Origin of the sequence: Enterococcus termitis (genome assembly GCF_001730305.1) — a bacterium.
Lineage (GTDB): Bacteria > Bacillota > Bacilli > Lactobacillales > Enterococcaceae > Enterococcus_L > Enterococcus_L termitis.
Window position 1 is genome coordinate 455,178 of record NZ_MIJY01000001.1, and the last position, 25,376, is coordinate 480,553.

A 25,376-nucleotide genomic window follows, 5' to 3' on the forward strand; every position below is an offset into this window, starting at 1 on the left:
TACGATAATGGGTTGCATGCAAGTGGCATCTGTTAGAAAAAAGGTACGATTTACATAGATATTTTAGGAAAAGAGGATTAAGATGAGCAATCAAGAAAAATTACATCACTTTGTTGGAATAAAAGGTTCAGGAATGAGTTCATTGGCTCTCGTTTTATTTGAGAAAGGCTATCAAGTCCAAGGATCTGACGTAGAGGAATATTTTTTTACTCAGCGTGATTTAGAAAAAGCAGGCGTAAAGATTTTACCGTTTGATGCGGATAATATCACAAAAGATATGGTAGTCATTGCTGGTAATGCTTTTCCAGATACTCATGAAGAATTGGTTCGCGCCAAAGAACTAGGTGCTGAAGTGATTCGTTATCATGATTTTATTGGACGTTTTATTCAACCTTATACAAGTGTGGCTGTTACAGGTTCGCATGGTAAAACAAGTACAACTGGATTGCTTTCACATATTTTGACAGGAATCGCGCCAACGAGTTATTTGATTGGTGATGGTACTGGACACGGAGATCCTGAAGCTGAGTTTTTTGCATTTGAAGCCTGTGAATACCGTCGTCATTTTCTTGCTTATTCACCTGATTATGCGATCATGACAAATATTGATTTTGATCATCCTGATTACTACAAGAGTATTGAAGATGTTTTTTCAGCCTTTCAAACGATGGCAGCACAAGTTAAAAAAGGAATTTTTGCTTACGGCGATGACAAATACTTACGCCAATTAAAAGCTGATGTGCCGATTTATTATTATGGATTGAATGATGATGATGATATTCAAGCTAAAAATATTCAACGAACAACGGAAGGTTCGTCTTTTGACGTCTACCATAAAGAGCAGCTCGTAGGTCACTTTGTCTTACCTGCATTCGGGCAGCACAATATCATGAACGCATTAGGCGTAATTGCAGTAGCTTATTTTGAAAAATTGGATATGGCAAAAGTTGCAGCAGAAATGTTGACATTTGAAGGAGTAAAACGTCGCTTTACTGAGAAAAAAGTTTCTGACATGATCATTGTAGACGATTACGCTCATCATCCAACAGAAATCATTGCGACGATTGATGGTGCTCGTCAAAAATACCCTAAAAAAGAAATTATCGCTGTTTTTCAACCGCATACGTTTACGCGAACGATTGCGTTGATGGATGATTTTGCTGAAGCATTAGATTTAGCAGATCACGTTTATTTGTGCGACATTTTTGGATCAGCCAGAGAGCAAAAAGGCGATGTAAAAATCGAAGATTTAGGCAATAAGATCAAAAAAGGTGGACAAGTAATCAAGGAAGATAACGTTTCACCGCTTTTAGATCATGAGAATGCTGTGATTATTTTTATGGGAGCCGGAGATGTTCAAAAATTTGAACAAGCTTATGAAACCCTATTAAGCAATACAACAAGAAACGTTCTATAATTTTTTTGATCCTATCGAAATCCCATAGACCCGTTGTGTTTGCATCCAGAAGAAGCTTAGGCAATTTGCCAGGCTTCTTTTTAGCTTGCCTTTTGTCGTCATTTTGGTACAATAATCTTATCATTAGTGGAGGTGTACTAATTTGAATATCGGAAAACCGAGAAAATTAGGCAAAACCATCGAAGATATTGAGGAAGGCGATTCGCTGTCTTTAACCGAGTCGATCGAAGATAAAGATTTACTTCTTTATTTGGGCTTAACCAATGATGCCAATCCTTTATATATCCAACATGATTATGCCCAAAAAACAGAATATGGCAAACCGATCGTTCCATCGATTATGTTGATGGGAATCATCACTAGCGCAATTTCAAAGCATTTACCTGGACCTGGTTCTCACGTGGTCAATTTTTCGGTGAACTTTGTAGGCCCAGTTTTTCATTACGAAACACTGACATTTCAATTTGAAGTCATCAAAGTGGACAAGATGAAAGACGTTGTGACGATTTCGATCGAAGCAGTCAATGAAGAAGAAGATCGTGTACTTGATGCAGTGGTAATGGTTCAGCCGCCTCAAGTAACATTAGAAGATTTAGAAGAGAAAGAAGGAGAAACAAATGAATAATGGAGCAGTAGCAAATGTTGGAATAAACAAGTTTTATTCAAAAATATATGCATTTTTAGCACTTGGAATCGGTATCAGTGCATTGGTATCGTATTTAGTCTTAAATGTATTTTTCTTTGAAGTAGTGATGTTTTTATATAAGTACCCAATGGCTTTTTATGGCTTTTGGATTGCTGAATTGGCTTTAGTTGTTTTTCTCGGATTCAAAGCAGCTAAGAATCCGACATTGGCGATTAGCGGTTTTATTGCCTATTCTGTTATCAATGGTATCACGTTAGCTGTGACGTTGGCGATGTACACAGAGGCAACTGTGGTAACAGCCTTTGTCAGTGCTGCAGCGACTTTTGGTGGTATGTCGTTGATTGGGATTTTCACTAAACGTGATCTTTCAGCGATGGGGCATGCGGCATATAGCGCATTGATCGGTTTGATTATAGCCATTTTCCTTAATGCTTTTATTTTGAAAAGCGGACCAGTTGATTACTTGATCTCCATTTTGATGGTCATCATTTTCGCTGGAATCACAGCTTATGACAATCAAAAAATTCGTACCTTGTATACACAAACTGGCGGACAACCGGGAACAGGGATTGCAGTCTTTATGGCGTTACAATTATATCTTGATTTTATCAACTTATTCTTAGCTTTCTTGCGTATTTTCGGTAAAAATAATTAATTAAAAACAGAATAAAAACGAGAGCATTCAGAACAATCTGGATGCTCTTTTTTTACATTAATATACTATTTTTTGCGATTATTTTGTATAAAAATTCTTTATTTTGTTAATTTGTGTATAAAAATCATTGACTATTTGATTTCTTTGATTTATACTTTTAGAAAATCAGAGAAATGAACGAACAGGATATCAGCTAGAACTTCTAAATTCAAATAAAACGGGAAATTTGAATGGTTATAGTTTTATGTAGGATGATCCTGATTGTATAGGAAGGTGTTAAGTGATGGGAATAAATGAAAAAGTACCTCAAGGGTTTAAATTTTATGGAACACATGTTGGGATCAAAAAAAGAAAAAAAGATTTTGGCTTGATCGTAGCAGATGACATCTGCTCTGCGGCAGCCGTTTTTACCAAAAATACGTTTTGTGGAGAATGCATACCGATCGGAAAAAAGCATGTTGAAAATGCAGAGTTGCAGGCGGTCGTTGTAACGAGCGGGATCGCCAATGTAGCTACAGGACTGGAAGGTCGAGAAAATGAATATAGAATTTTAGATAAAATTGCTGCCAAACTGGCGATTGAACCCAAAAATATTTTGCCCTCATCAACAGGAGTGATTGGTCCACAGTTACCAATCAAAACGATTGAAACATTTTTGGAAACGCACTCTCTTGACCTTGATCAAGACTATGAGACCTTTGCGCAAGCTATTTTAACGACGGATAACCGTATCAAAGTCAGAAGTTTGAATGTTGGTGATGGAAAAATTTTAGGGATCGTAAAAGGTTCTGGAATGATCGAGCCGAACATGGCGACGATGTTGGCTTATATTTTGACCGATATCAAAATCAGTAAAGAAGAAATCTATCCTATGTTGAAAACTGCTGTCGATCAGTCTTTCAATACGATCAGTATCGATTCTGATACCAGCACGAGTGATACAGTGGCTTTTTTAGCAAGCGGTCATACATCTGCTTCAACAAAAGAAATACAAGCAGCGCTCAATCAGATTTGTTATGAGTTGGCGTTAGACGTGGTCAAAGATGCTGAAGGGGCAACTAAGACGATGTTTGTGACTGTTAAAAACGCGGTCAGTCAGGAACAAGCAAAGAAAGCTGGAAAATCCATTATCAATTCACCGTTAGTCAAAACTGCATTATTTGGTCATGACCCAAACTGGGGAAGAATTGCAATGGCACTTGGCAAAACGGAAGGACTTGTCTTTGATCAAAATAAGGTAGAGATTTTTTACGGAGAGTATCCGATTTTTTCAGAAAATCATGAAGAGCAACAAAATATCGAACCAATCACGACGTTTATTCAGGAAAATGAGGATATTTATTTAACAGTCGATCTTCATCAAGGAAAAGAAAATTTTCAAGTGATCGGCTGTGATTTAAGCTATGAATATGTAAAAATAAATAGCGATTATTCAACCTGATTTGAGTAGATCAGCTGAAATAAAGGAGAGAGTATTGGATGGCTTGCCATTTTTCAATACTCTCTCTTTTCATTTGCGAATGTATGTTCTATAATGGAGAAACGACAGGTGGGGAAATAGATGAAAAACATGCAACGAATCGCAGTCCGCAGATTAGTGGAGTTTATTTTACGCAAAGGGAGTATCGATGCTAGGCATACGAGTGAACATACAGCATCTGAAGGTGCCAAGATCCATCGCAAACTGCAAAAAATGGCTGGAGAAAGTTATCAAAAAGAAGTCAAACTAGCGATCGACATAGAATTAAATAAGCAAAATTACATAGTAGAGGGACGAGCTGACGGGATTTTCATTGATGAGAATGATCGGACAGTGATTGATGAGATCAAGACCTCAGAACCAGAATTTTCCGAGTTGCCTGAAGAGCAGATCGATATGTATTGGTACCAAGTGATGTGCTACGGTCATATTTATTGTCAACAAAATGAACTTGAAGAGATTACCTTACAGTTGACCTATTTTCAAACAACGACTGAAGAAATCACACAAAAGACAAAGACTTTTTCAAAGCAAGAACTGTACTTGTTTTTTGAAGAGCTGATCCGAAAGTATGAGCAGTGGGTGATTTTTAAAGCAAACTGGCGTACGATCAGAAATCAGTCTTTAAAAACACTTCCTTTTCCTTATGGCGATTATCGGAAAGGGCAACGAGAATTAGCTGTAGCCGTTTATAAAACGATTTTAAGTGATCAAAAACTCTTTGTAGAGGCACCCACAGGTACAGGGAAAACAATTTCTACGTTATACCCAACGTTAAAAGCGATTGGCGAGGAACAGGCAGAACGAGTTTTCTATCTAACGGCAAAGACGATCACTCGTCAAGTAGCAGAGGATGCTGTAGAAGCCATGAAACAAAAGGATATGCAGTTAAAAAGTGTGACGTTGACAGCTAAAGATAAAATTTGTTTTTTGACTGAACGTAATTGCACACCAGAAGCTTGTCCTTTTGCCAATGGTTACTATGATCGACTGAATGAAGGACTATGGGATTTATTGAATAATGAAAATCAATTTACTCGTGAAGTTATTGAACATTACGCTAAAAAACATAGTCTTTGTCCCTTTGAGTTATCCTTAGATGTCAGTCTGTGGTGCGACCTTGTGATCTGTGATTATAATTATTTATTTGATCCAACTGTTTATTTAAGACGCTTTTTTGAAGAGCAAACAGAAGAAAAGGAAAATATATTTCTTGTTGATGAAGTCCATAATCTTGTCAGTCGTTCTAGAGAAATGTATTCAGCCTCATTATCTAAACAGAAATTTACGCTGCTAAGAAAAGACCTCGGCAAAGAACAGCAAAAATTAACGCGAGCGATTCGCAAAATTGAGAAAGAATTCGATAAAATCGAACAGGTTTGTAAAGAAGAAGAAAAAGACTTTTTGCATCAAAATGAACCGATCGATTCACTTGTCAAAGCTGCTTATGTGCTTGCGGAGAAAATTGGCGAGTGGCTGCCAGAGCATCAAACACATCCAGAATTGAATCAAGTACTTTTGAATTATTTTGATCTATTGAATTATGCGAAAATCAATGAAGGCTATGACGATCACTATTGCACCTATGTTGAGCGGCGCAACCATGATATAACGGTGAAGCAATTTTGTATCGATCCTTCTTATTTATTGCAGCAAAAGCTAGATAAGGGGAAAGCAAGTATTTTGTTTTCAGCTAGTTTAACCCCTTTAGACTACTATCAAGATGTTTTAGGTGGTGGAAAAGAAAGTTTACGTTACCGCATACCCAATCCCTTTGCGAAAGAAAATCAACTGCTGGTAATCGAAAATCATATTCAAACAACCTACAAGGAACGTGAAACAAGCTATCAGAAAATTGTCGAAAGCTTGGGAAATATGATTCAACAAAAAAAGGGAAATTATTTTGTCTTTTTTCCATCCTATTCTTACATGGATATCGTTTATGATCTATTTAGAGAAAACTATCCTGCAGTGAAAACCAAACTGCAGGCATCAATGATGAACGAGGCAGAAAGAGAAGCTTTTTTAGCTGATTTTGTGTCTGAACCTGAAGAAACCTTACTAGGATTTTGTGTGCTGGGCGGTATTTTTTCAGAGGGAATCGATCTAAAAGGAACTCGTTTGATCGGAACGGCAATCGTTGGTGTCGGTCTGCCTCAAATTAATCATGAACAAGAGCTGATTAAACGTTATTATGATTTAGAAAGGAACCAAGGTTTTCAATTTGCCTATCAAATTCCAGGGATGAATAAAGTCTTACAAGCAGCAGGACGCGTTATTAGAGACGTGGAAGATAAAGGGATCGTTTTATTACTGGATCAGCGCTTTTCATCTAGTAGAGTGCAACAATTTTTCCCACCACATTGGAATCAATCACAAACAGCGTATTCGGCAGAGCAATCGAAAATATTACAACAAAAATTTTGGCTGGCGAATGATCAGTAAAGATAGAAAAAAGGATCATTAACTGTTATACTGAAAAAGCAAATCTAATTAGAAAATAAAGAGAAGACAACGAGTTGTCGGCTCTTTTTTTGAGAACGAATAAGTGACAAAATGAAAAAGGAGCAGAGCAATGAAAACTATTCTTGTTTTACATACAGGCGGTACGATTTCCATGTCAAAAGAAGCAGACGGAAATGTAGCACCTAATACGATGAATCCCTTACTTGATCAAGAAGCGTTAGTAGACGGCAAGGTCAACTTAATTGTAGAATCGATTTTTAATATTCCTTCTCCTCATATGACATTGGCACGTATGCTGGAATTAAAAGAACGAATCCAACAAGCACATACTGAAAAAATTGATGGTGTCGTAATCACACATGGAACAGATACATTAGAAGAAACAGCTTATTTCTTGGATATCACGCTGGAAACGAAAATTCCAGTAGTGTTAACAGGTGCGATGCGTTCAAGTAATGAGATCGGAACGGATGGTCTTTATAATTTTATCAGTGCAGTCTTTACAGCTTGTTCAGATGATTCCTATGGAAAAGGTGTTTTAGTGGTGATGAATGATGAGATTCATACGGCTCGTTATGTGACAAAAACTCATACAACAAATGTTGCGACCTTTCGGACACCAACATTTGGTCCTATCGGTATGATTGCGAAAGAACGAACCTTCTTTGCAAGTGAGGTCCGCCCTCAGGAAATTTGCGATATTCAATCAGTGGAAGGAAATGTTTATGTGATCAAAGCTTATGCAGGGATGGACAGTCAATTATTTGATTTGGTGGATAATGAGCAAACAGATGGACTTGTGATCGAAGCTTTAGGAGCTGGAAACCTGCCGCCTGAAACATTGCCGGCATTAGAACGACTTTTGCAGCGAAAAATCCCGATCGTTTTGGTCTCACGTTGTTCGAATGGCATTGCTGAAGATATTTATGATTATGAAGGCGGCGGCGTGAACTTGAAAAAAATGGGACTCATTTTCTCTAGAGGACTAAATGGACCGAAAGCACGCATACGATTGATCGTTGGATTGAACAGTGGAAAGAATTCGGAAGAGCTGGAAGAATTTTTAAGTGAATAGAAAAAGTGAGGCAAACACACATGGCAGTAGCCGCTTTGGGTGTTTGTCTCACTTTTTTTGCTTGATCAACGATAATTAGTAAATTGCAATTCTACTGGTAAGTCAAGGTTTCTAAGCAATGTGATCACTTTTTGTAAATCATCACGGCTTTTGCCGGTAACTCGAATCTTGTCTTCTTGGATTTGTGATTTGACTTTGATCCCTGAATTTTTGATTGCAACATTGATTTTTTTAGCATTGTCTCGATCGATGCCGCTGATCAGATCGCCGTATTGACGGACATTTCCACCGAGAGCTTTTTCACCGTCAGAAAAATGAATATTTTTGATAGGAACGCCGCGTTTGACTAATTTGCTGAATAAGACATCTTTGACTTGCTCCACCTTATAGTCATCTTCAGCGACAAGCACTAATTTGCCGTTTTCTAATTTTATATCGGCGATCGATCCTTTAAAATCAAATCGATTCTTGATTTCCTTGAGTGCAATTTGGATCGAATTTTTTACTTCTTCCATGTTCATTTCAGAGGTTACATCAAAACTTGCTTCTTTTGCTGCCATTTGACAACCACCTTTCCTTGATTTCTCTTCTTTTATAGTACCATTAAATGGAGAAGAAACAAGTCCTAGCTTTTTTGTCTCTGCCTAAGTAAGAAAAGGACTTTGATCATTGCTTAAAGAGAATAAAAGAATCCTCATTTTCCGCTTTTTTTCTTTTCTTTTTTCGAGCAACCTGTTATTCTAATTCGTGGGATTCGACTTGAAGATCTAGACGCATGGACTGGAAGGTTCATGTGTTTTTATAGGGGAGGAATTAAGGTGAGCAAGCTGGTTATTTCTTATAAGCAAAGTGAGTTGCTGAAAAAAATTGCCGTTATTTTTATTACAGGGATTTTAGCAGCTGTTGGATTGAATTTTTTTCTAATTCCTGCAAAGGTCTTCTCAGCTGGAATGAACGGAGTTGCCCAAATCATTGCAACGCTGCTTCATACGCATTTTTCGCTTACGATCGATACAGGAGTATTTATTTTATTACTGAATATTCCGATTTTTGTTTTAGGCTTTGTTAAATTAGGAAAAGAATCAACGATTTTCAGTTTTATAAATGTAGCTTGGATTTCCATCGTAACCATGTTTTTACCGGTGGTTGTGGTCACGGAAAATCCGTTGATGAATGCGATTGTTGGCGGTGTGCTAATCGGTATTGGTGCAGGACTGTCTCTAAAAATGGGGTTCACTACTGGCGGAATGGATGTTATTTCACTGGTGTTATCTAAAACAACAGGCAAAACAGTTGGTAATTATATGTTTATGTTGAATGGAATCATCGTGGCAGTTGCTGGTTTTGTATTTGATTGGGAAAGTGCATTGTATACGATCATCTCCATCTATTGTTTAACCCAAGTCATTGATACGATTCATACAAGCCATCAAAAAATTACAGCGATGATCGTCACTGTAAATCCTGAGGTTGTCGCTCAAGCCATTTCTAAAGAGATGGTTCGTGGAATGACACTGTTGCCATCTGTTGGTGGTTATTCTGGTGTAGAAGGGCGAATGATCATGATGGTTATTACAAGATATGAGCTTTATGATCTGGAGCAAATCGTGTATGGTGTAGATGAAAATGCCTTTATGAATATTGTTCCGACGCATTCCGTTTTAGGACGCTTTGCGAATGAGGATGAACAGCGGATCTTTAAGAGTACAGGAAGTTTTCCAGAGATGAAAAAGCATAAGAAAAAATAATTAATATAAAAAAAACAAACAACTTCCTCTTGGTAAGTGTTTGTTTTTTTGTTATCTAGAAATAGCTAAGTTAAGTCACTATCGTTTCTTGAAACTTCTAATTTTTTAAATATATCTTGAAGATTCTTCATTCTAAGCTCAACTTTTTCAGCTGACTTATCCAAGGTATACCCTTCATCCAATAGTTCTTTAATTAAAATAATTTTTTTAATTTCATAGTAGTCAAATTTGCGCGTTTTATTAAGACCTTCATCTACACTACGTATGATATTTTTACTCTCCCAATATCGTAGTTTTCTTACGGAAATTCCTGTGATATTAGAGGCTTCACCAATTGTTACAGACATTTTTCTTAATAAATCTATGTCAATGAAATCCATAATGACCTCCTACTGATTGTTTGATTCAGTATACAATAAAAAAAACATATTGACAATAAATGTATGTATTGTACAATTATTGTAGATTATCTACAAAAAAGGAGAATAGAAAAGGAGAAAATATCCAATTTTTAGTAGAGATCTCAATGCCTTTATTCAAACGGCTAGCATTTTACGTAGCTTAACATTTGTACATGCTCAAGTTCATTCTCATTCTCTGTGTATGTGGATGGTATCTTGGTTAGTTCATCGTGTTTACCAAAATCAATCACAATGCTTGTGAAAAAATAGTTCGTTAATGAAGGGATTCTAATGAAGAGGAGTTGGTTTTATTAGGTATTTTAAAGGTTGGAAAGTGAAAGTGTTTATTGGGCTTTTGGTTTGTCTTGTTCTTTATAGTTTTCAACTCATGCAAATCAAGACGGTGAGTGATTCAAAAAATGACGTTCAATCGACCAATAAAAAGTTATCTATGGAAGGAGATAAAAAAATGACGGCTGAAGTAAATGGAAATCAAGCGTTAAGAGATGAGTATCAAGACTACTTGACAATTATTGAAGAAAAATTATCTATTCCAGATGAATTTGATTTAAAAAGTGTAACAAATGATCTGGAGCAAAACGGGAAAGGGATTCTGCTGGTTCGATATGTACCTGAGAAAATAAACAATGATTTATTCGGAGAACATTTTTCGGTTACTATTGAAAAAGAGACAAAGCTCATTCTTGGATTTACTCACATGGATCAAAAATATACCCTGTCTGATGATCAAAAATTATTGAGTAAAGAAGAAACAAAAAGAATCGCTAAACAATTTTTTGATCAATTTGACCCAGGATATTTTGAAACACTGGAGAATTTATGGATTGACCAACATGATGAAACAATTATTTTGGAAGGTCATGAAGTAACTGTTTCAGGAATGAAGTATAAATGTTACCGTCCATCTACAAGTGATTATAGTTGGCTGATTGTTGGAAGTAATGGCGAAGTGATTACTTTTGAAAGAGGCATTGTCTGGGAAGCAGGCAGAGTAACTGAAAAATGGTTACATGACTCATATATAAAAGAAAAATTGTAAAATAGACTAAAAGCATACTAAGTTAGAGGGTAAAGTCATTGACAGATGAATGTAGTGACCCCAAAAAGTTTGACTTTTTTCGGAGTAGAGAAATCTACTCCGTTTTTTAATTAATTATTAGGCTGTTTTTCGAAACTGTACAGGACTTTTCCAGTTCAGTTTCTTTTTCATTCGTTCATTGTTGTAATAATAAATATAGTTATCGATTGCCGTTTTTAGTTCTTCAAAACTAGAATAGGTTTTTCCATGATAAATTTCTTGTTTTAAAAGACTAAAGAAGTTCTCCATGATTGAGTTATCTAAACAATTACCTTTTCGAGACATACTTTGAAAAATGTTCTGTTTCTTCAGGTTAAGGCTATAAGCTTTCATTTGATACGCCCAACCTTGATCTGAGTGAAAGGTGCGACGATAAGGACAATCATTCATCAGTCTGATTGCTTCTTCTAATCCTTCCATTATTGCCAGTGCATTGGGTTTTTCTGAGATACGATAAGAAAGAATTTCACTATTATACATATCCATAAAAGGATCTAAGTACAACTTTCTTTGACGAATGATCCCTTTGGGATCATGGTCAAAATACTTTAACTCTGTTGTATCTGTCGTTATTTTTTGATGATAGACACTTGTGTAAAAGCGACGGTGGATTCGGTTCTTGGTAATCGTTCCAACTTTTCCATGATACGAACTATAGCGACGAGATTTACGTGTATAAGAGCGAATTTCAATCCCTAGCTTTCGAATCAAGCGTTGAACTTTCTTTTTATTCACGTGGAATCCACGGTTCCTTAGTTCGTTCGTCATTCGTAAACAGCCATAATCTTTATGCTTTTGACGAATATGAAGCATCTCTGTTTCGATTTCCTGATTTGGATTTTTTCGGTCAAACCGTTTTTGCCAATACATAAAGGTTGACTTAGACAAATTCAATGCTTCAAGAAGCTCAACTAATTTGAACTGTCCTCGGAGGCTTGCGATGATTCGCGCGATTGATTCACTCGTCGTCGTTGAGCTTCCTATTTTCGCAGCTTCCTCAGTTCTTTACAAAAAAACCTCCCAAAGTTAGATTTTTAGGTCTAACTTTTGGGGGGCGGTACAGAATTTACCCTCTAATTTTAGTTTGTTTTTGTTGCAGAAACTCTTGGTAAATTTCCCAGAGCTGGACACTTTTTCTCTTGTTGGAAACTGACTTCCCAGAAGATCTTCAAAGGATTGTTAGCGTATTCAGCAAATGGTATAACTAGCGTGTAAAGCAAATAACTTGAAGGAGGGTGTTTCACTAGTGATGGAGAAGGTGCAGCGGTTTGGAGGGGCGATGTTTACCCCAGTGTTACTATTTTCTTTTTCTGGAATTATGGTAGCGCTTGCGATTATCTTTAAAAATCCGATGATCGTTGGAAGTATTGCCAACGAAGGGACTGTTTGGTATGGCATTTGGTCAGTTTTAGAGAATGGTGCCTGGACAGTTTTTAATCAAATGGAATTATTATTTGTGATTGGGTTACCGATCGGTTTAGCGAAAAAGGCAAATGCTCGGGCAGCGATGGAAGCTTTTGTCATTTATCTAACGTGTAATTATTTTATTAGCAGTATGCTGGAGTATTTTGGTTCATTCTTTGGAGTCGATTTTGCTCAAGAGGTCGGTGGAGACAGTGGCATGAAAATGATCGCTGGAATCAAGACCTTAGATACAGGAATTATCGGTGCAATTTTCATTTCAGCTATCGTTGTTTGGCTGCATAACCGTTATTTTGATACGAAGTTACCAGACTTTTTAGGAATTTTTCAAGGATCTTCATTGATCGCCATTTTAGGATTTTTTACGATGCTACCAATTGCCTTTTTGATTTGTTTGATTTGGCCTAAGATTCAAATGGGTATCGGCTCGATGCAGACATTTTTGGCTTCTGCAGGAACGTTTGGCGTTTGGCTGTATACCTTTTTAGAGCGTATTTTGATTCCAACAGGGTTGCATCATTTTATCTATACACCTTTTGTTTTTGGTCCGGCAGTCGTGGAAAATGGAATTACCAAATATTGGATGGCTCACTTGAACGAATATGCGCAGACGACGACATCGATCAAACAGCTCTTCCCGCAAGGCGGATTTGCATTGCATGGGAATTCTAAAATTTTCGCTTCACCAGGAATCGCAGCGGCATTTTACTTTACAGCTAAACCAGAGAAACGTAAAAAGGTCTTGGCTATTTTGATACCGGTCACCTTAACTGCTGTTTTAGCGGGAATCACTGAGCCTTTAGAATTTACCTTCTTGTTTGTAGCACCACCACTGTTTGTATTACATGCTGTTCTTGCAGCAACGATGGCGGCAACGATGTATTTCTTTGGGGTCGTCGGAGACATGGGCGGCGGATTTATTGATTTATTAGCTAAAAACTGGATTCCGCTGTTTGCCAATCATAAAGGAATGATCTTCACTCAGTTGTTCATTGGATTGTCATTTACATTGATTTATTTTGTCGTATTCAGAGCGCTGATTTTGAAATTTAATTTTGCAACTCCAGGACGAGAAGCGGAGGAAAAAGAAGTCAAACTATACAGCAAAAAAGAATATAAAGAAGCGAAGAAATCAGGAGCATTGGGTGACGTTGCCATTGCTGGTGCAAATCAGTATACCGAACAGGCAGCAGTCTATTTAGAAGCATTTGGTGGCAGTGACAATATCGATAAAGTAAATAATTGTGCCACTCGTTTAAGAATTACCGTAAAAGATGAAGGGATTGTTTCACCAGATAGTGCCTTTAAAGAAGGCGGAGCACATGGTGTTGTACGTAATGGAACGGCTTTTCAGGTGATTGTGGGATTAGATGTTCCACAAGTGCGGGAACAGTTTGAGAACTTATTAGCATTAAACACTGAAAACAAACTAGAAGAATAGAAAATAGGAGATGAATAAGCGATGAAAAAATTTTCAATTGTGATTGCAGGCGGAGGAAGCACATTTACACCTGGGATTGTATTAATGTTACTAGCAAATTTGGAGAAGTTTCCAATCAGACAAATCAATTTTTATGATAATAATTTTGATCGGCAAAAGCAAATCGCAGACGCCTGCGAAATCATTATTAAAGAACAAGCACCAGATATTACGTTTTTAGCAACGACAGATCCTGCCGAAGCGTTTGCGGATGTTGATTTTGTAATGGCTCATATTCGTGTTGGTTTGTATGCGATGCGCGAAAAAGATGAAAAAATTCCTTTGAAGTATGGAGTTATTGGACAAGAAACCTGTGGACCAGGAGGAATTGCTTACGGAATGCGTTCGATCGGCGGTGTTTTAGAATTGATCGATTATATGGAAAAATATTCGCCGGATGCATGGATGCTAAACTACTCTAATCCAGCGGCAATTGTGGCTGAAGCAACCAGAAAGCTACGTCCTACAACTAAAATTATCAATATTTGTGATATGCCTGTGGGAATCGAGGAGCGCATGGCGGCCTCTGTTGGCTTAAGTTCAAGAAAAGAAATGGTCGTGCGTTACTATGGACTGAATCATTTTGGCTGGTGGACGGATATCCGAGATAAAGCTGGAAATGATTTGATGCCTAAGATCAAGGCACATGTGAAAGAGTTTGGTTATTCTTTAAAAGAAGAAATTGAGGAATCACAGCATACAGATGCTAGTTGGATGCATACATTTGCCAAGGCTAAAGAAGTTTTTGCAGTGGATCCTGATACCTTGCCGAATACGTATTTGAAATATTATTTTTATCCTCAAGATGAAGTTGCTCAGTCAAATCCAGAATATACACGAGCAAATGAAGTCATGGCAGGCAGAGAGAAACACGTCTTTGGCGAATGTAACCGTATCACGAAGGCAAAAACAGCAAAAGGAACAACCTTAGAAGTTGATGAACATGCTTCTTACATTGTTGATTTAGCTAGAGCAATCGCCTATAACACCCATGAAAGAATGTTATTGATCGTAGAAAATCAAGGAGCAGTTGTTAATTTTGATGAGACAGCTATGGTTGAGGTTCCTTGTATTGTTGGGAGTAATGGTCCAGAGCCAATCGTTCAAGGGAAGATTCCTCGCTTCCAAAAAGGCTTGATGGAACAACAGGTAGCTGTTGAAAAATTAGTAGTGGAAGCATGGATCGAAGGTTCTTATCAAAAATTATGGCAGGCATTGACCTTATCTAGAATTGTTCCTAATCCTCGTGTTGCACAGGATATCCTAGATGATTTAATCGATGTGAACAAAGAATTTTGGCCTAAATTGACATAAGCTTTTTCTTAAGTAACGATAAACGGCTGTGTTTCTAATGCATTTTCCTTGGAAATTCCCTTAGTGTTCTGCATCCTTTATACTAAGGGAAGAAATCTAAGGGGAAGAGGGAGCGAATATGAATTTAGAAACATTGATGCAAAAGCATCAAAAAGACTTAAGCGAAATGGACTGGTCAATTTTAGGCTATATTCTAGAAAATGAACAAGCTATTTTACGTATGAGCATTGTGGAGTTAGGAGAAAAAGTCCATAGCTCTAAATCATCTATTTTACGACTGACTAAAAAGCTAGGATTTTCTGGCTATTCTGAATTTAAATACTTTATGCGTCAAGCAAAACAAAATAATACAGCAACTCAAGAAGCCGATTTACTTGATTTGCAAATGAAAGATATTGAAAATACAGTTAAATTAGCTAAACAGACAGATTTTACTGCGCTGAGTGAAGCACTGGAAAAGGCGAATACGATTTATTGTTATGCTACAGGTTATTCTCAACGAAAAGTAGTTGAAGAATTTTCAAAAATGCTGATGCTTTGTGATAAACGTTCGATCGTCATTCCGGTTAAGACAGAGCTGGATATCAGTATGTCTATGATCACCAAAGACGATATTGTTTTATTTGTCTCTTTAAGCGGTGAGACAGATGCAATCAAAGAAAATATTTTGTCGTTAAATGCTCGGAAAATTCCAGTAGTCGCTATTACAGCATTCTCGCATAATTTTTTTGCAGAACATGCGCAATATTCTTATTTTTATTATTCTACACCGTTTACTGTCTGCAAAAAAGAATATATTGCCCAATCGCTTGTCGGATTAAGTGTGTTAGTAGACCTGATTTTTAGAAAATACGTTACGTACTTGAATAAAGAATTTGAGGAGGGAAACGAATGGTGACATTTTTTCGTACAGATAAAATGAAGCGATTACTTTTTGTGTATTGGCTGCTCGTGCCACTTTTATTTGGTGTCTATCTTTTGAGTTTTGCAGCAGTCAAAACAGTGTCAGTGAGCTCCATTTTTTTAACTATTCCTGCAATAACGTTAACGACGATCGTGGTTTTATTATTGCTATTTCAACTGTATGGATTATCTATTCTTGGGGATTCAAGTGGTTGTCGTCATTCTCTTTTAGGTGTTTATTTAAAATTTAGTATGATTCAGCAATTATTCACGGTGAATATCCCAGGATTTCTTCTATGTCTATTTTTTTACCGTAGTTTATCAGATAGCAAAGAGAATTCAACTTTATCAAAACAAGTCCGATGGTTGAGCTATATGCTGATGGTGATGGTTGGACTGTTGACGATTCTAGTGACTTGGATTCGTTTATCATTATAATGTTTAAAAGAGTGAGAGCTGATTCTATCAGTTACTCACCCTTTTTTGTGACAAATAAAGAGAAGTGTCGAGCCTTTTGTGAAAGTCTGGACAAAAATTTTCTGAAAAAGGTAATTTTAGTAGAAAAGTACTAAAAAGTCTGCTAAAATGTAACTGTTAGTTAAGGAGATGCCTTAACAAATAAAGTTTTTTTAAAACTTAGGAGGAATTTTATTATGCCATTAGTATCAGGAACAGAATTTCTTAAAGCAGCTCGTAAAAGCGGCTACGGTGTTGGAGGATTCAACACAAACAACCTAGAATGGACAAAAGCGATTCTTGAAGCTGCTGAAGCTAAAAAAGCGCCAGTATTGATCCAAACTTCTATGGGTGCTGCTAAATACATGGGCGGATACCAAGTATGTTACGATTTAGTAAAAGATTTGATCGACTCAATGGGCATTACTGTACCAGTTGCTCTTCACTTAGATCATGGTGAATATGAAGATGCATTAGAATGTATCGAAATCGGCTACACTTCAGTTATGTTTGATGGCTCTCACTTACCATTCGAAGAAAACATCGAAAAAGCGAAAGATGTTGTTGCTAAAGCACACGCTAAAGGCGTTTCTGTAGAATGTGAAGTTGGTTCAATCGGCGGAGAAGAAGACGGAATCATCGGTTCTGGCGAATTAGCTGACGTTCAAGAATGTGTACAAATGGTAGCAACTGGTATTGATTACCTAGCTTGCGGAATTGGTAACATTCATGGTTCATACCCAGAAAACTGGACTGGACTAGCATTTGACCACTTACAAGAAATCGCTGACGCTGTTGGTGATATTCCATTAGTATTACACGGTGGATCAGGTATTCCTTTAGAGCAAGTTCAAAAAGCGATCTCTATGGGTGTATCTAAAATCAACGTAAATACTGAGTGTCAAGAAGTATTTGCAGCTGCAACACGTAAATACATCGAAGAAGGCAAAGACCTTGAAGGTAAAGGCTTTGACCCTCGTAAATTATTAGCTCCAGGAACAAAAGCTGTGACTGAATTAGTAGAACAACGTATCGAATGGTTCGGTTCTGCTAACAAAGCATAATTAAATTCTTTAAAAATTTAGCTGAAATTGCTGATCATAGCGATTTCAGCTTTTTTTTATAATATTCTAAATGTACTAGATTCATTTCTTTTATTTATTAAAACAATTAATTCAGTGAGAAAACATAGAAAGGGAATAGGTGTTGGCTTTTTTATTGTCTGCTGATGTGTTAGAATAGTTTGGGTATATTATAAAAAATAAAACTATTTGTTTTACATAGATAGGTGAGAATAATAAATGAAAAAAATTGTAATCAATGGAAATCGTCCATTAACAGGAGAAGTTTGTATCAGTGGGGCAAAAAACAGTGCAGTGGCATTGATCCCGGCAGCTATTTTAGCCGATTCACCAGTAACTTTGGATGGAGTACCCGATATTCAGGATGTCCATTCTTTGATTGAAATTTTAGAAATCATGGGAGCTAAAACAACATTTGAAAACAATACATTGGTAATCGATCCAACTGAGATCGTTTCTGTACCAATGCCAAAAGGAAAAATCAACAGTCTTCGTGCTTCATACTATTTTATGGGTTCTTTGCTAGGCAAATTTGGAGAAGGAGTCGTTGGTCTTCCAGGAGGCTGCTATTTAGGTCCACGTCCCATCGATCTTCACATCAAAGGGTTTGAAGCTTTAGGCGCGACCGTGACTAATGAGCATGGTGCAATGTATCTAAGAACAGAAGACGGACTTCATGGAACAAGAATTTTCATGGATATGGTATCGATCGGTGCAACGATCAATGTAATGCTGGCGGCAGTTAAAGCTAAAGGCAAAACAATCATTGAAAATGCTGCGCGTGAACCAGAGATCATTGATGTGGCGACGTTATTGAATAACATGGGCGCGAATATCCGTGGAGCTGGGACTGATATCATCCGCATTGAAGGTGTTGAAAAGCTGCACGGTTGTCGTCATTCGATTATTCCAGATCGAATCGAGGCAGGCACTTATTTGGCTTTAGCAGCAGCAATGGGAGAAGGCGTCACGGTTCGCAATGTGATTTATGAGCATTTAGAAAGCTTTATTGCAAAACTACAGGAAATGGGCGTCAATATGACAATCGAAGAAGATAAAATCGAAGTCCATCCTTCTCATGATTTGAAAATGACGACGATCAAAACCTATCCTTATCCAGGATTTGCGACGGACTTACAACAGCCGATCACGCCCTTGATGCTAAAAGCAAAAGGAACCGGCGAAGTCATCGACAGTATTTATACACAACGAACCAAACATATTCCTGAGTTGGTTAGAATGGGTGCAGATGCATCGATCGAAGGCAATATGATCGTAATCAATGGTCCTGCTAAATTACATGGAGCTGAGGTTGTTGCTTCAGACTTGCGAGCAGGTGCCTGTTTAGTGACTGCCGGATTGATGGCAGAAGGAACAACAACAATCTATAATGTAGAATACATTTTAAGAGGGTATGATCATATCATTGAAAAACTAACAGCTTTAGGTGCAGATATTCAAATGATCGAAACAGAAGAAACCGAGGTGACTAAATGAGCGACTATTTAACGATGGCCGAACTTGAAAATAGTACATTAAAAGATATCTATGCGTATGCCAAAGAATTTAAAATTCCTTATTACAGCCAAATGAACAAAAAAGAATTATCATTGGCTGTGATTCGAGCACAGGCTGAGAAACAAGGCTTTTTCTTCATGGAAGGTGTTTTAGATATCGTTTCTCAAGACGGGTATGGATTTTTACGTCCGATCAACTATGGACCTAGTGCGGAAGATATTTATATCTCTTCTTCTCAAATTCGCCGCTTTGGTTTACGTAATGGTGACAAAGTTGCTGGAAAAGCACGTCCTCCAAAAGAATCAGAACGTTATTACGGGTTGATGCATGTTGAAAGTGTGAATGGAAAAGATCCAGAAGAGGCCAAAGAACGCCCACACTTTCCAGCGTTAACACCGCTTTACCCTGAAAAACAAATTCAATTAGAAACAACCCCAGGCAGACTCTCCACACGGATGATCGATATTTTCGCTCCTGTCGGCTTCGGTCAGCGTGGACTGATCGTAGCACCACCCAAAGCTGGGAAAACCAGTGTCTTAAAAGAAATCGCTAATGGCATTACTGAAAACTACCCTGATGTGGAACTGATCTTACTTTTAATCGATGAACGTCCGGAAGAAGTGACCGATTTAGAACGCAGTGTCAAAGGGGATGTTGTATCGTCAACATTCGACCAACAACCACAAAATCATACCCGAGTATCAGAATTAGTGCTTGAACGTGCTATGCGTTTAGTGGAAGATAAGCGTGATGTAGTGATTTTGATGGATAGTATCACTCGTTTGGCCCGTGCCTATAATTTAGTTGTACCACCAAGTGGACGAACACTAAGCGGCGGGATCGATCCTTCTTCATTTTATAAACCAAAACGCTTCTTCGGTGCAGCGAGAAATATTGAAGAAGGTGGAAGCCTAACAATTTTAGCAACAGCTTTAGTGGATACAGGTAGCCGAATGGATGATGTGATTTATGAAGAGTTCAAAGGAACTGGTAATATGGAATTACATTTGTCGCGTGATTTAGCTGAACGTCGTATCTTCCCGGCAATCGATATCAAAAAATCTGGTACACGTAAAGAAGATCTACTAATGTCTTCTGAACAATTGGAAGAAACCTGGAAGCTGCGGAATCATATGACAGGTGATTCCTTAGAATATACGGAACAATTCGTTAAATTTTTACGCAAGACAAAAAGCAATCAAAAATTCTTTGAAGAATTTCATGATGTATCCTTCGGAAAACAAACCAAAAGAAATCTAAAAAGATAATTGCATCGATAAACGAATCATGCTATTATAGTACTGTTGTATACCGACAAAATAACTCTGATGCAGCAAATGGATCAGGGCAAAGGAGCGAAAAGACTATGAAACAAGATATCCATCCAGAATATCACCCAGTCGTATTTATGGACTCAACAACTGGTTTTAAATTCTTATCAGGTTCTACTAAGCACTCTGAAGAAACAGTTGAATGGGAAGACGGAAATACTTACCCAGTAATCCGTGTCGAAGTAACATCTGACTCACATCCATTTTACACTGGACGTCAAAAATTCACACAAGCAGACGGACGTGTGGACCGTTTCAACAAAAAATACGGTCTCAAAGACGCAAACGCTGCAGAGTAATAAAAGCTTGGGTGATCCAATGCTTAGCGAGGTTCCTCATAAGAGGAACCTCGTTTTTTATTTTTTTTAGAATAGACAATGTTAAATTGAGCGATCAACTAAGGAGTGTGAAAAGAAATGTATCTCTTTCAAAGAATTGAAGAAACTGTTTTTAAACAATTTGATACCAGACGAACGATTGGTGAATTTCTTTTGGAAAATAGAGAAAATCTGTCAGATTATTCGATGGAAGACATTGCTAAAATGACTCATACCTCTAAATCCACATTAGTCCGTTTTGCTAAGTATTTCGATTATTCTGGTTGGAAAGAATTTATGTATGCTTTTACACACGAAGTGGCTCAGTTTGATGATAGTCATCTTGATGTGGATATCAATATTCCGTTTGATCATTCGGCTGACACTCTAGAAATCATTGAAAATATTGCGAATGTGAGAATTCAAACTATTAAAGAAACCTCTACATTGATGTCTGTTTCTGATATAAATAGAGCCGCATTGATTTTGGATCAAGCTGAAACGATTGTCATTTATGGAAGAAGTCCAAATTCCTATTTTGGTGAGCTGTTGAAACGAAACTTGAATGCGATCAATAAAAAAGCCTTTTTTGCTGATGCAGATGAATCAGGTCTGATTTCAAATACTCTAACCCAGAAAGACTGCGCACTAATCATCTCGTATTCGGGCAATAATTCGGATTCTTATCCGATGAAAAATGTGAAACTGCTTTTAAAAAATCAAGTGCCTATCATCAGTATTACAAGTGGCGGACAAAATTATCTGCGTGATTATTCAACGATTGTGTTGAATATTTCAAGTAGAGAAAAACTATATTCTAAAATAGCTAACTTTTCTACCGAAGAATCGATTCAGTTTATTTTAAATATTTTATATGCGAAAATATTTTCTTTGAATTATGATAAAAACATGAAGGTCAAACTTGATAATGCTCGTTCCTTAGAAAGTGAACGAGAGACCACCTTCAAAGATATTTCTGAAGAGAATTAAAAAGAACCGAATGAGTTTCCCTGAATCAATAAGGGACAAGCTCATTCGGTTTTAGTTTATTTAAAAAGCTTAGGTTCAATGGTTCTTTAGCTCAAATGGCTCACCAGCTGCCAATAATTGAATTCGTTCAGGATTGAGAATTTTATCCGTTAAATCATCTGGATCACCATTGAAAACATTCATATGAGGAGCATCAACGGTTCCCCAGTGAGAAAGAATGAGATCAGCCTTAGGGTATGTGTTCGCTAATTTGACAGCATTCTCAAAGCCAATATGCCATTCATTATCAGAAAAATCAAAAAGGATAGCATCTGGTTCAGGCATTTCTAATTGTTCTGCTAACAAACGAGAATCACCTGGAATCCATAATGAACCGTCTGGTGTATCAATCCAAAAGCCACAATAATCTTCTGTTTTAAAAATGCGATCAAATTTAGTTGTCTCATTTTGCCACAAATGATCGGCTTTAGTTAAGGAGACGTTTAAATCGTTAACGAAAAACGTATCATAAATGTCATGACCTATTGCATCAACATTGAACTCTTTTTTTATCAGATCAGCAACATAGTTTGGTCCGTGAAAGGAAGTTGTCACTGAAACTAATTTTTCTATCGTTGGTAAACTGTAGTGATCATTGTCAGAATGGGTGATTAAAATAGCATCTAAATGAGAGATATCTGCTGGATCAAGTGGCATGTCGATCAGTAACGGCATGTCGAAGCCTTCTAAAACTGGGTCGACTAAAACACACGTTCCTCGGCTATTTATTAAAAGACCAGAGTTGCCTAGCCAGCGAAGAACCGTTGTGTCATTTTGTTGAAAGGCATCTTGATGAAAAAATACGGTTTGTGGAGGAATTGCCTGTTTTCCTGTTGTCATTTTATCTACTCCTTTTCAAATATTTCAGTGGGGTCAATGATCTCTAAAAACTCAAACTCTTTTCCATTGAAGCTTAATTTGATGATACCGCAATTGGGTAGATGAATAGGTTGTATGCCATATGATTCTTTCCAAATCTGAGATAGAAAGCTAAAACAAGCACCGTTATGAGAGACAGCTAAAACATTTTTATGATTTTTTTGAGACATGATATTGAGCAGCGTTTGGGACATCCGAACTCTAACGGATTCAGCACTTTCTCCACCATAGGAAACATAAAACGTCTCGTAAGTTTCAGGTCCTTTGGGCTGTAAAAAGGTAGGCTGGGCTTCATAATAACCAAAATTCATTTCTTTTAGCCCCTTTAAACGTTGATAGGGCAAAGAGGTAACAAGTTCCAAAGTATCACAAGCACGTTCTTGCGTTGAAGAATAAGCACGATCAAAGGATATTTTTGCTCTTTCAAAATACTGTTTCGCTGCATTTGCCTGATAAATACCTAATTCTGTTAGCGGTGAATCACATGCACCCTGAACTTTATTTAGTTGGTTGAACAAGGTTTGCCCGTGGCGCATTAGATAAAGATAGTGTGTCATCATAGTCTCCTTTTCTATAAAGTATATCATTTAGATTAGACGTTAAGTCAACCCCTACTGAGGAAAGTGAAACAAATTTCATAAGAAAAGCCTATTTTGGAGAAAATGCGAAATCTATTTCGAGTTTTAGAGAAACTGTTGGAAACGCTATCTATAAATGGTAAATTGCCTTTAAGAGAAATATTATGTCTTACCGGTGACAACATAAACTTCTTTTAATTAATTCAAGGAGTGAGTGGTATGAGTAAAAAATATGCACAGTTAGCAAAAGATATTGTTGAGCAATTAGGGGGCAAAGACAATATTACGGACGCGTATCATTGTCAAACACGATTAAGGTTTAAGTTGGTTGATGAATCCAAACTGAACAAAGATAGTTTGGAAAATTTAGAAGGAGTCACAAAATATATCAATAATGCTGGCGTCCATCAAATAGTGATAGGGACTCATGTAAAAGATGTTTTCGATGAAATTGAAAAGAATATCGATGTGAACACTTTTGGTGACAATCATCAGGCAGAGAAAAAAGGGCCAGTTGCGACAGTTATTGATTTTGTTGCTGGAACCTTTCAACCTGTCATTCCAGCGTTATCAGGTGCTGGGATGGTTAAAGCTGTTTTAGCACTTTTAATGGTATTTAAGGTGATAACACCAGAATCACAGACCTATTACATGTTGAATCTATTTGCTGATGGAGTATTTTTCTTCTTACCGATGATTTTAGCCTTCACTGTAGCGCAAAAACTTAAGTGCAATCCGATTCTTGCGGCTTCTGTCGCTGCAATGATGATGCATCCAAACTGGGGAGCGTTAGTAAGTGCTGGAGATCCAGTTGAATTTTTTGGATTTATTCCTTTTACATTGGCTAATTACACAGGCTCTGTGATTCCTATTTTGATTATTATTTTTGTTCAATCCTATGTCGAAAAATTCTTAGGAAAAGTGATTCCTAAAGCAGTAGAGTTAGTCTTTGTCCCAATGCTTACTTTCCTTATCATGGGAACGTTAGCTTTTTCCTTATTAGGACCGATCGGAAGTGTTTTAGGAGGCTATCTGGCTACTTTCTTTACGTATTTGAGTGTAAATGCCAGCTGGGTGCCGGCTGTTCTTATTGGTGGTTTACTGCCAGTAATGGTGATGTTCGGATTGCATAATGGCATTGCACCTCTAGGTGTTATGCAGATGGCTGAGCTTGGTTATGACAGTATCTTTGGACCTGGAGCTTTAGTTTCTAATATCGCTCAAGCAACAGCTTCTGCTGTGGTTGCTTTTCGTACAAAAAATAAAAAAATGAAACAAGTTGCTTTTTCTGGCTCGATCACAGCCTATATGGGAATTACTGAACCAGCCTTATATGGCGTAAATTTACCTAAAAAATATCCTTTAGTTGCGGCGATGATCGGTGGCGCTTCTGGCGGACTTTACGCAGGTTTGACCAATACACACCGCTTTGCAACAGGTTCTTCTGGATTACCGGCGGTGTTACTGTATATTGGTGATGATACCATGAAATTTTTCTGGAATATTATTGTGGCGTTGATTATTTCAGCAGTTGTAACAGCGATATTAACGTATCTCTTGAGCTTCAAATTTGAAAAAGAAGATGGGATTGAAGAGATTCCGGAAATCAAGCAAGTGATGCTCTCAGATACACGTTTATCAAGTCCTATTCCAGGAGAAATCATTCCATTAAGTCAAGTTCAGGATGAAGCTTTCGCGTCAGAAGCCTTCGGTAAAGGATTTGCGGTTGAACCAAGTGAAGGAGTCGTATTTGCGCCCTTTGATGGAAACGTTGTAGCGGTTTTCCCTACGAAACATGCGATTGGTTTACTATCTGATACAGGAGTTGAATTATTGATCCATGTTGGATTGAATACTGTTGAATTAAAGGGTCAGTATTTTGAGGCATTAGTTGAAGCAGAAGAAAAAGTTAGCAAAGGGCAATTACTATTAACGTTTGATATTGAGCACATTAAAGAAGCTGGTTATTCAACACAAGTTCCGGTGATCGTAACGAATACCCCTCAATATGCTTCAATCAAAATTGTCAAGCAAGGAAGTATTGATAAAAATGAAGATGTATTAGCTATTAATGTATAGG

At 37.3% G+C, this 25,376-nt stretch carries 23 protein-coding genes; 18 read left to right on the top strand and 5 right to left on the bottom strand.

The annotated features are described in order from the left end of the window. Window positions 1-82: 82 nt before the first annotated feature. From murC to BCR25_RS02155, 6 genes are all read left to right on the top strand, one after another. On the top strand, window positions 83-1,417 hold the full coding sequence (gene murC, locus BCR25_RS02130; protein ID WP_069661947.1) for a UDP-N-acetylmuramate--L-alanine ligase: 1,335 nt from the start codon (window positions 83-85) through the stop codon (window positions 1,415-1,417). A 142-nt stretch (window positions 1,418-1,559) separates the two neighbouring features. Beyond that, window positions 1,560-2,042, top strand: a complete 483-nt coding sequence (locus tag BCR25_RS02135; RefSeq protein WP_069661948.1) for a MaoC family dehydratase — start codon at window positions 1,560-1,562, stop codon at window positions 2,040-2,042. Then, window positions 2,035-2,718, top strand: coding sequence for a Bax inhibitor-1/YccA family protein (locus BCR25_RS02140; protein WP_069661949.1), 684 nt, complete (start codon window positions 2,035-2,037; stop codon window positions 2,716-2,718). The genes BCR25_RS02135 and BCR25_RS02140 overlap by 8 nt, the downstream gene beginning before the upstream one ends. Window positions 2,719-3,001: 283 nt before the next feature. Then, a complete protein-coding gene (gene argJ / locus BCR25_RS02145; protein WP_069661950.1) occupies window positions 3,002-4,159 on the top strand; it encodes a bifunctional glutamate N-acetyltransferase/amino-acid acetyltransferase ArgJ in 1,158 nt (385 codons plus the stop codon). Window positions 4,160-4,279: 120 nt separating this feature from the next. Next, the gene (locus BCR25_RS02150; protein ID WP_069661951.1) at window positions 4,280-6,643 is read left to right on the top strand and encodes an ATP-dependent DNA helicase; all 2,364 of its coding nucleotides are present in this window, start codon (window positions 4,280-4,282) and stop codon (window positions 6,641-6,643) included. 130 nt (window positions 6,644-6,773) lie between these two features. Next, window positions 6,774-7,739, top strand: a complete 966-nt coding sequence (locus tag BCR25_RS02155; RefSeq protein WP_069661952.1) for an asparaginase — start codon at window positions 6,774-6,776, stop codon at window positions 7,737-7,739. A gap of 65 nt (window positions 7,740-7,804) precedes the next feature. Here the strand turns inward: BCR25_RS02155 and BCR25_RS02160 are convergent, their stop codons facing one another. Next, entirely contained in the window at window positions 7,805-8,299 is a 495-nt protein-coding gene (locus BCR25_RS02160; protein WP_069661953.1) for a YajQ family cyclic di-GMP-binding protein, read from the bottom strand. 258 nt (window positions 8,300-8,557) lie between these two features. Here BCR25_RS02160 and BCR25_RS02165 point away from each other — a divergent pair, with 258 nt between their 5' ends. After that, window positions 8,558-9,487 (top strand): YitT family protein, encoded by a 930-nt coding sequence (locus BCR25_RS02165; RefSeq protein ID WP_069661954.1) that lies wholly within the window; start codon window positions 8,558-8,560, stop codon window positions 9,485-9,487. 65 nt (window positions 9,488-9,552) lie between these two features. Here the strand turns inward: BCR25_RS02165 and BCR25_RS02170 are convergent, their stop codons facing one another. Further along, window positions 9,553-9,867, bottom strand: a complete 315-nt coding sequence (locus BCR25_RS02170; protein WP_025871009.1) for a MerR family transcriptional regulator — start codon at window positions 9,865-9,867, stop codon at window positions 9,553-9,555. A gap of 490 nt (window positions 9,868-10,357) precedes the next feature. Here BCR25_RS02170 and BCR25_RS02175 point away from each other — a divergent pair, with 490 nt between their 5' ends. After that, a complete protein-coding gene (locus BCR25_RS02175; RefSeq protein ID WP_069662126.1) occupies window positions 10,358-10,948 on the top strand; it encodes a hypothetical protein in 591 nt (196 codons plus the stop codon). A gap of 117 nt (window positions 10,949-11,065) precedes the next feature. Here BCR25_RS02175 and BCR25_RS02180 read toward each other — a convergent pair whose 3' ends face one another. Continuing rightward, entirely contained in the window at window positions 11,066-11,971 is a 906-nt protein-coding gene (locus BCR25_RS02180; protein ID WP_346218077.1) for an IS3 family transposase, read from the bottom strand. Between the two features lie 262 nt (window positions 11,972-12,233). On the opposite strand from BCR25_RS02180, the gene BCR25_RS02185 reads away from it, so the two are divergent. The 9 genes from BCR25_RS02185 (at window position 12,234) to BCR25_RS02225 (ending at window position 21,800) form a co-directional block, all read left to right on the top strand. Next, complete coding sequence (locus BCR25_RS02185) at window positions 12,234-13,850, top strand: alpha-glucoside-specific PTS transporter subunit IIBC (protein ID WP_069661955.1); 1,617 nt, start codon at window positions 12,234-12,236, stop codon at window positions 13,848-13,850. 21 nt (window positions 13,851-13,871) lie between these two features. Continuing rightward, window positions 13,872-15,203 (top strand): 6-phospho-alpha-glucosidase, encoded by a 1,332-nt coding sequence (locus tag BCR25_RS02190; protein WP_069661956.1) that lies wholly within the window; start codon window positions 13,872-13,874, stop codon window positions 15,201-15,203. 118 nt (window positions 15,204-15,321) lie between these two features. Beyond that, on the top strand, window positions 15,322-16,101 hold the full coding sequence (locus BCR25_RS02195) for a MurR/RpiR family transcriptional regulator (RefSeq protein ID WP_069661957.1): 780 nt from the start codon (window positions 15,322-15,324) through the stop codon (window positions 16,099-16,101). Next, on the top strand, window positions 16,095-16,544 hold the full coding sequence (locus tag BCR25_RS02200; protein ID WP_069661958.1) for a hypothetical protein: 450 nt from the start codon (window positions 16,095-16,097) through the stop codon (window positions 16,542-16,544). The genes BCR25_RS02195 and BCR25_RS02200 overlap by 7 nt, the downstream gene beginning before the upstream one ends. A 215-nt stretch (window positions 16,545-16,759) precedes the next feature. Continuing rightward, window positions 16,760-17,626 carry a class II fructose-bisphosphate aldolase gene (locus BCR25_RS02205; RefSeq protein ID WP_069661959.1) on the top strand — a complete coding sequence of 289 codons (867 nt, stop codon included), beginning with the start codon at window positions 16,760-16,762 and terminating at the stop codon, window positions 17,624-17,626. A 237-nt stretch (window positions 17,627-17,863) separates the two neighbouring features. Then, window positions 17,864-19,141 (top strand): UDP-N-acetylglucosamine 1-carboxyvinyltransferase, encoded by a 1,278-nt coding sequence (gene murA, locus BCR25_RS02210; RefSeq protein WP_069661960.1) that lies wholly within the window; start codon window positions 17,864-17,866, stop codon window positions 19,139-19,141. Next, the gene (rho, locus tag BCR25_RS02215) at window positions 19,138-20,430 is read left to right on the top strand and encodes a transcription termination factor Rho (RefSeq protein WP_069661961.1); all 1,293 of its coding nucleotides are present in this window, start codon (window positions 19,138-19,140) and stop codon (window positions 20,428-20,430) included. The genes murA and rho overlap by 4 nt, the downstream gene beginning before the upstream one ends. 98 nt (window positions 20,431-20,528) lie before the next feature. Next, a complete protein-coding gene (locus BCR25_RS02220; RefSeq protein ID WP_069661962.1) occupies window positions 20,529-20,792 on the top strand; it encodes a type B 50S ribosomal protein L31 in 264 nt (87 codons plus the stop codon). A 117-nt stretch (window positions 20,793-20,909) separates the two neighbouring features. After that, a complete protein-coding gene (locus BCR25_RS02225) occupies window positions 20,910-21,800 on the top strand; it encodes a MurR/RpiR family transcriptional regulator (protein WP_069661963.1) in 891 nt (296 codons plus the stop codon). Between the two features lie 75 nt (window positions 21,801-21,875). On the opposite strand, the gene BCR25_RS02230 is transcribed toward BCR25_RS02225, so the two are convergent. After that, window positions 21,876-22,679 (bottom strand): MBL fold metallo-hydrolase, encoded by an 804-nt coding sequence (locus tag BCR25_RS02230; protein WP_069661964.1) that lies wholly within the window; start codon window positions 22,677-22,679, stop codon window positions 21,876-21,878. Window positions 22,680-22,684: 5 nt separating this feature from the next. Continuing rightward, window positions 22,685-23,278 carry a histidine phosphatase family protein gene (locus BCR25_RS02235; RefSeq protein ID WP_069661965.1) on the bottom strand — a complete coding sequence of 198 codons (594 nt, stop codon included), beginning with the start codon at window positions 23,276-23,278 and terminating at the stop codon, window positions 22,685-22,687. Window positions 23,279-23,515: 237 nt separating this feature from the next. On the opposite strand from BCR25_RS02235, the gene BCR25_RS02240 reads away from it, so the two are divergent. Then, the gene (locus tag BCR25_RS02240) at window positions 23,516-25,375 is read left to right on the top strand and encodes a beta-glucoside-specific PTS transporter subunit IIABC (protein ID WP_069661966.1); all 1,860 of its coding nucleotides are present in this window, start codon (window positions 23,516-23,518) and stop codon (window positions 25,373-25,375) included. Window position 25,376: the final 1 nt, after the last annotated feature.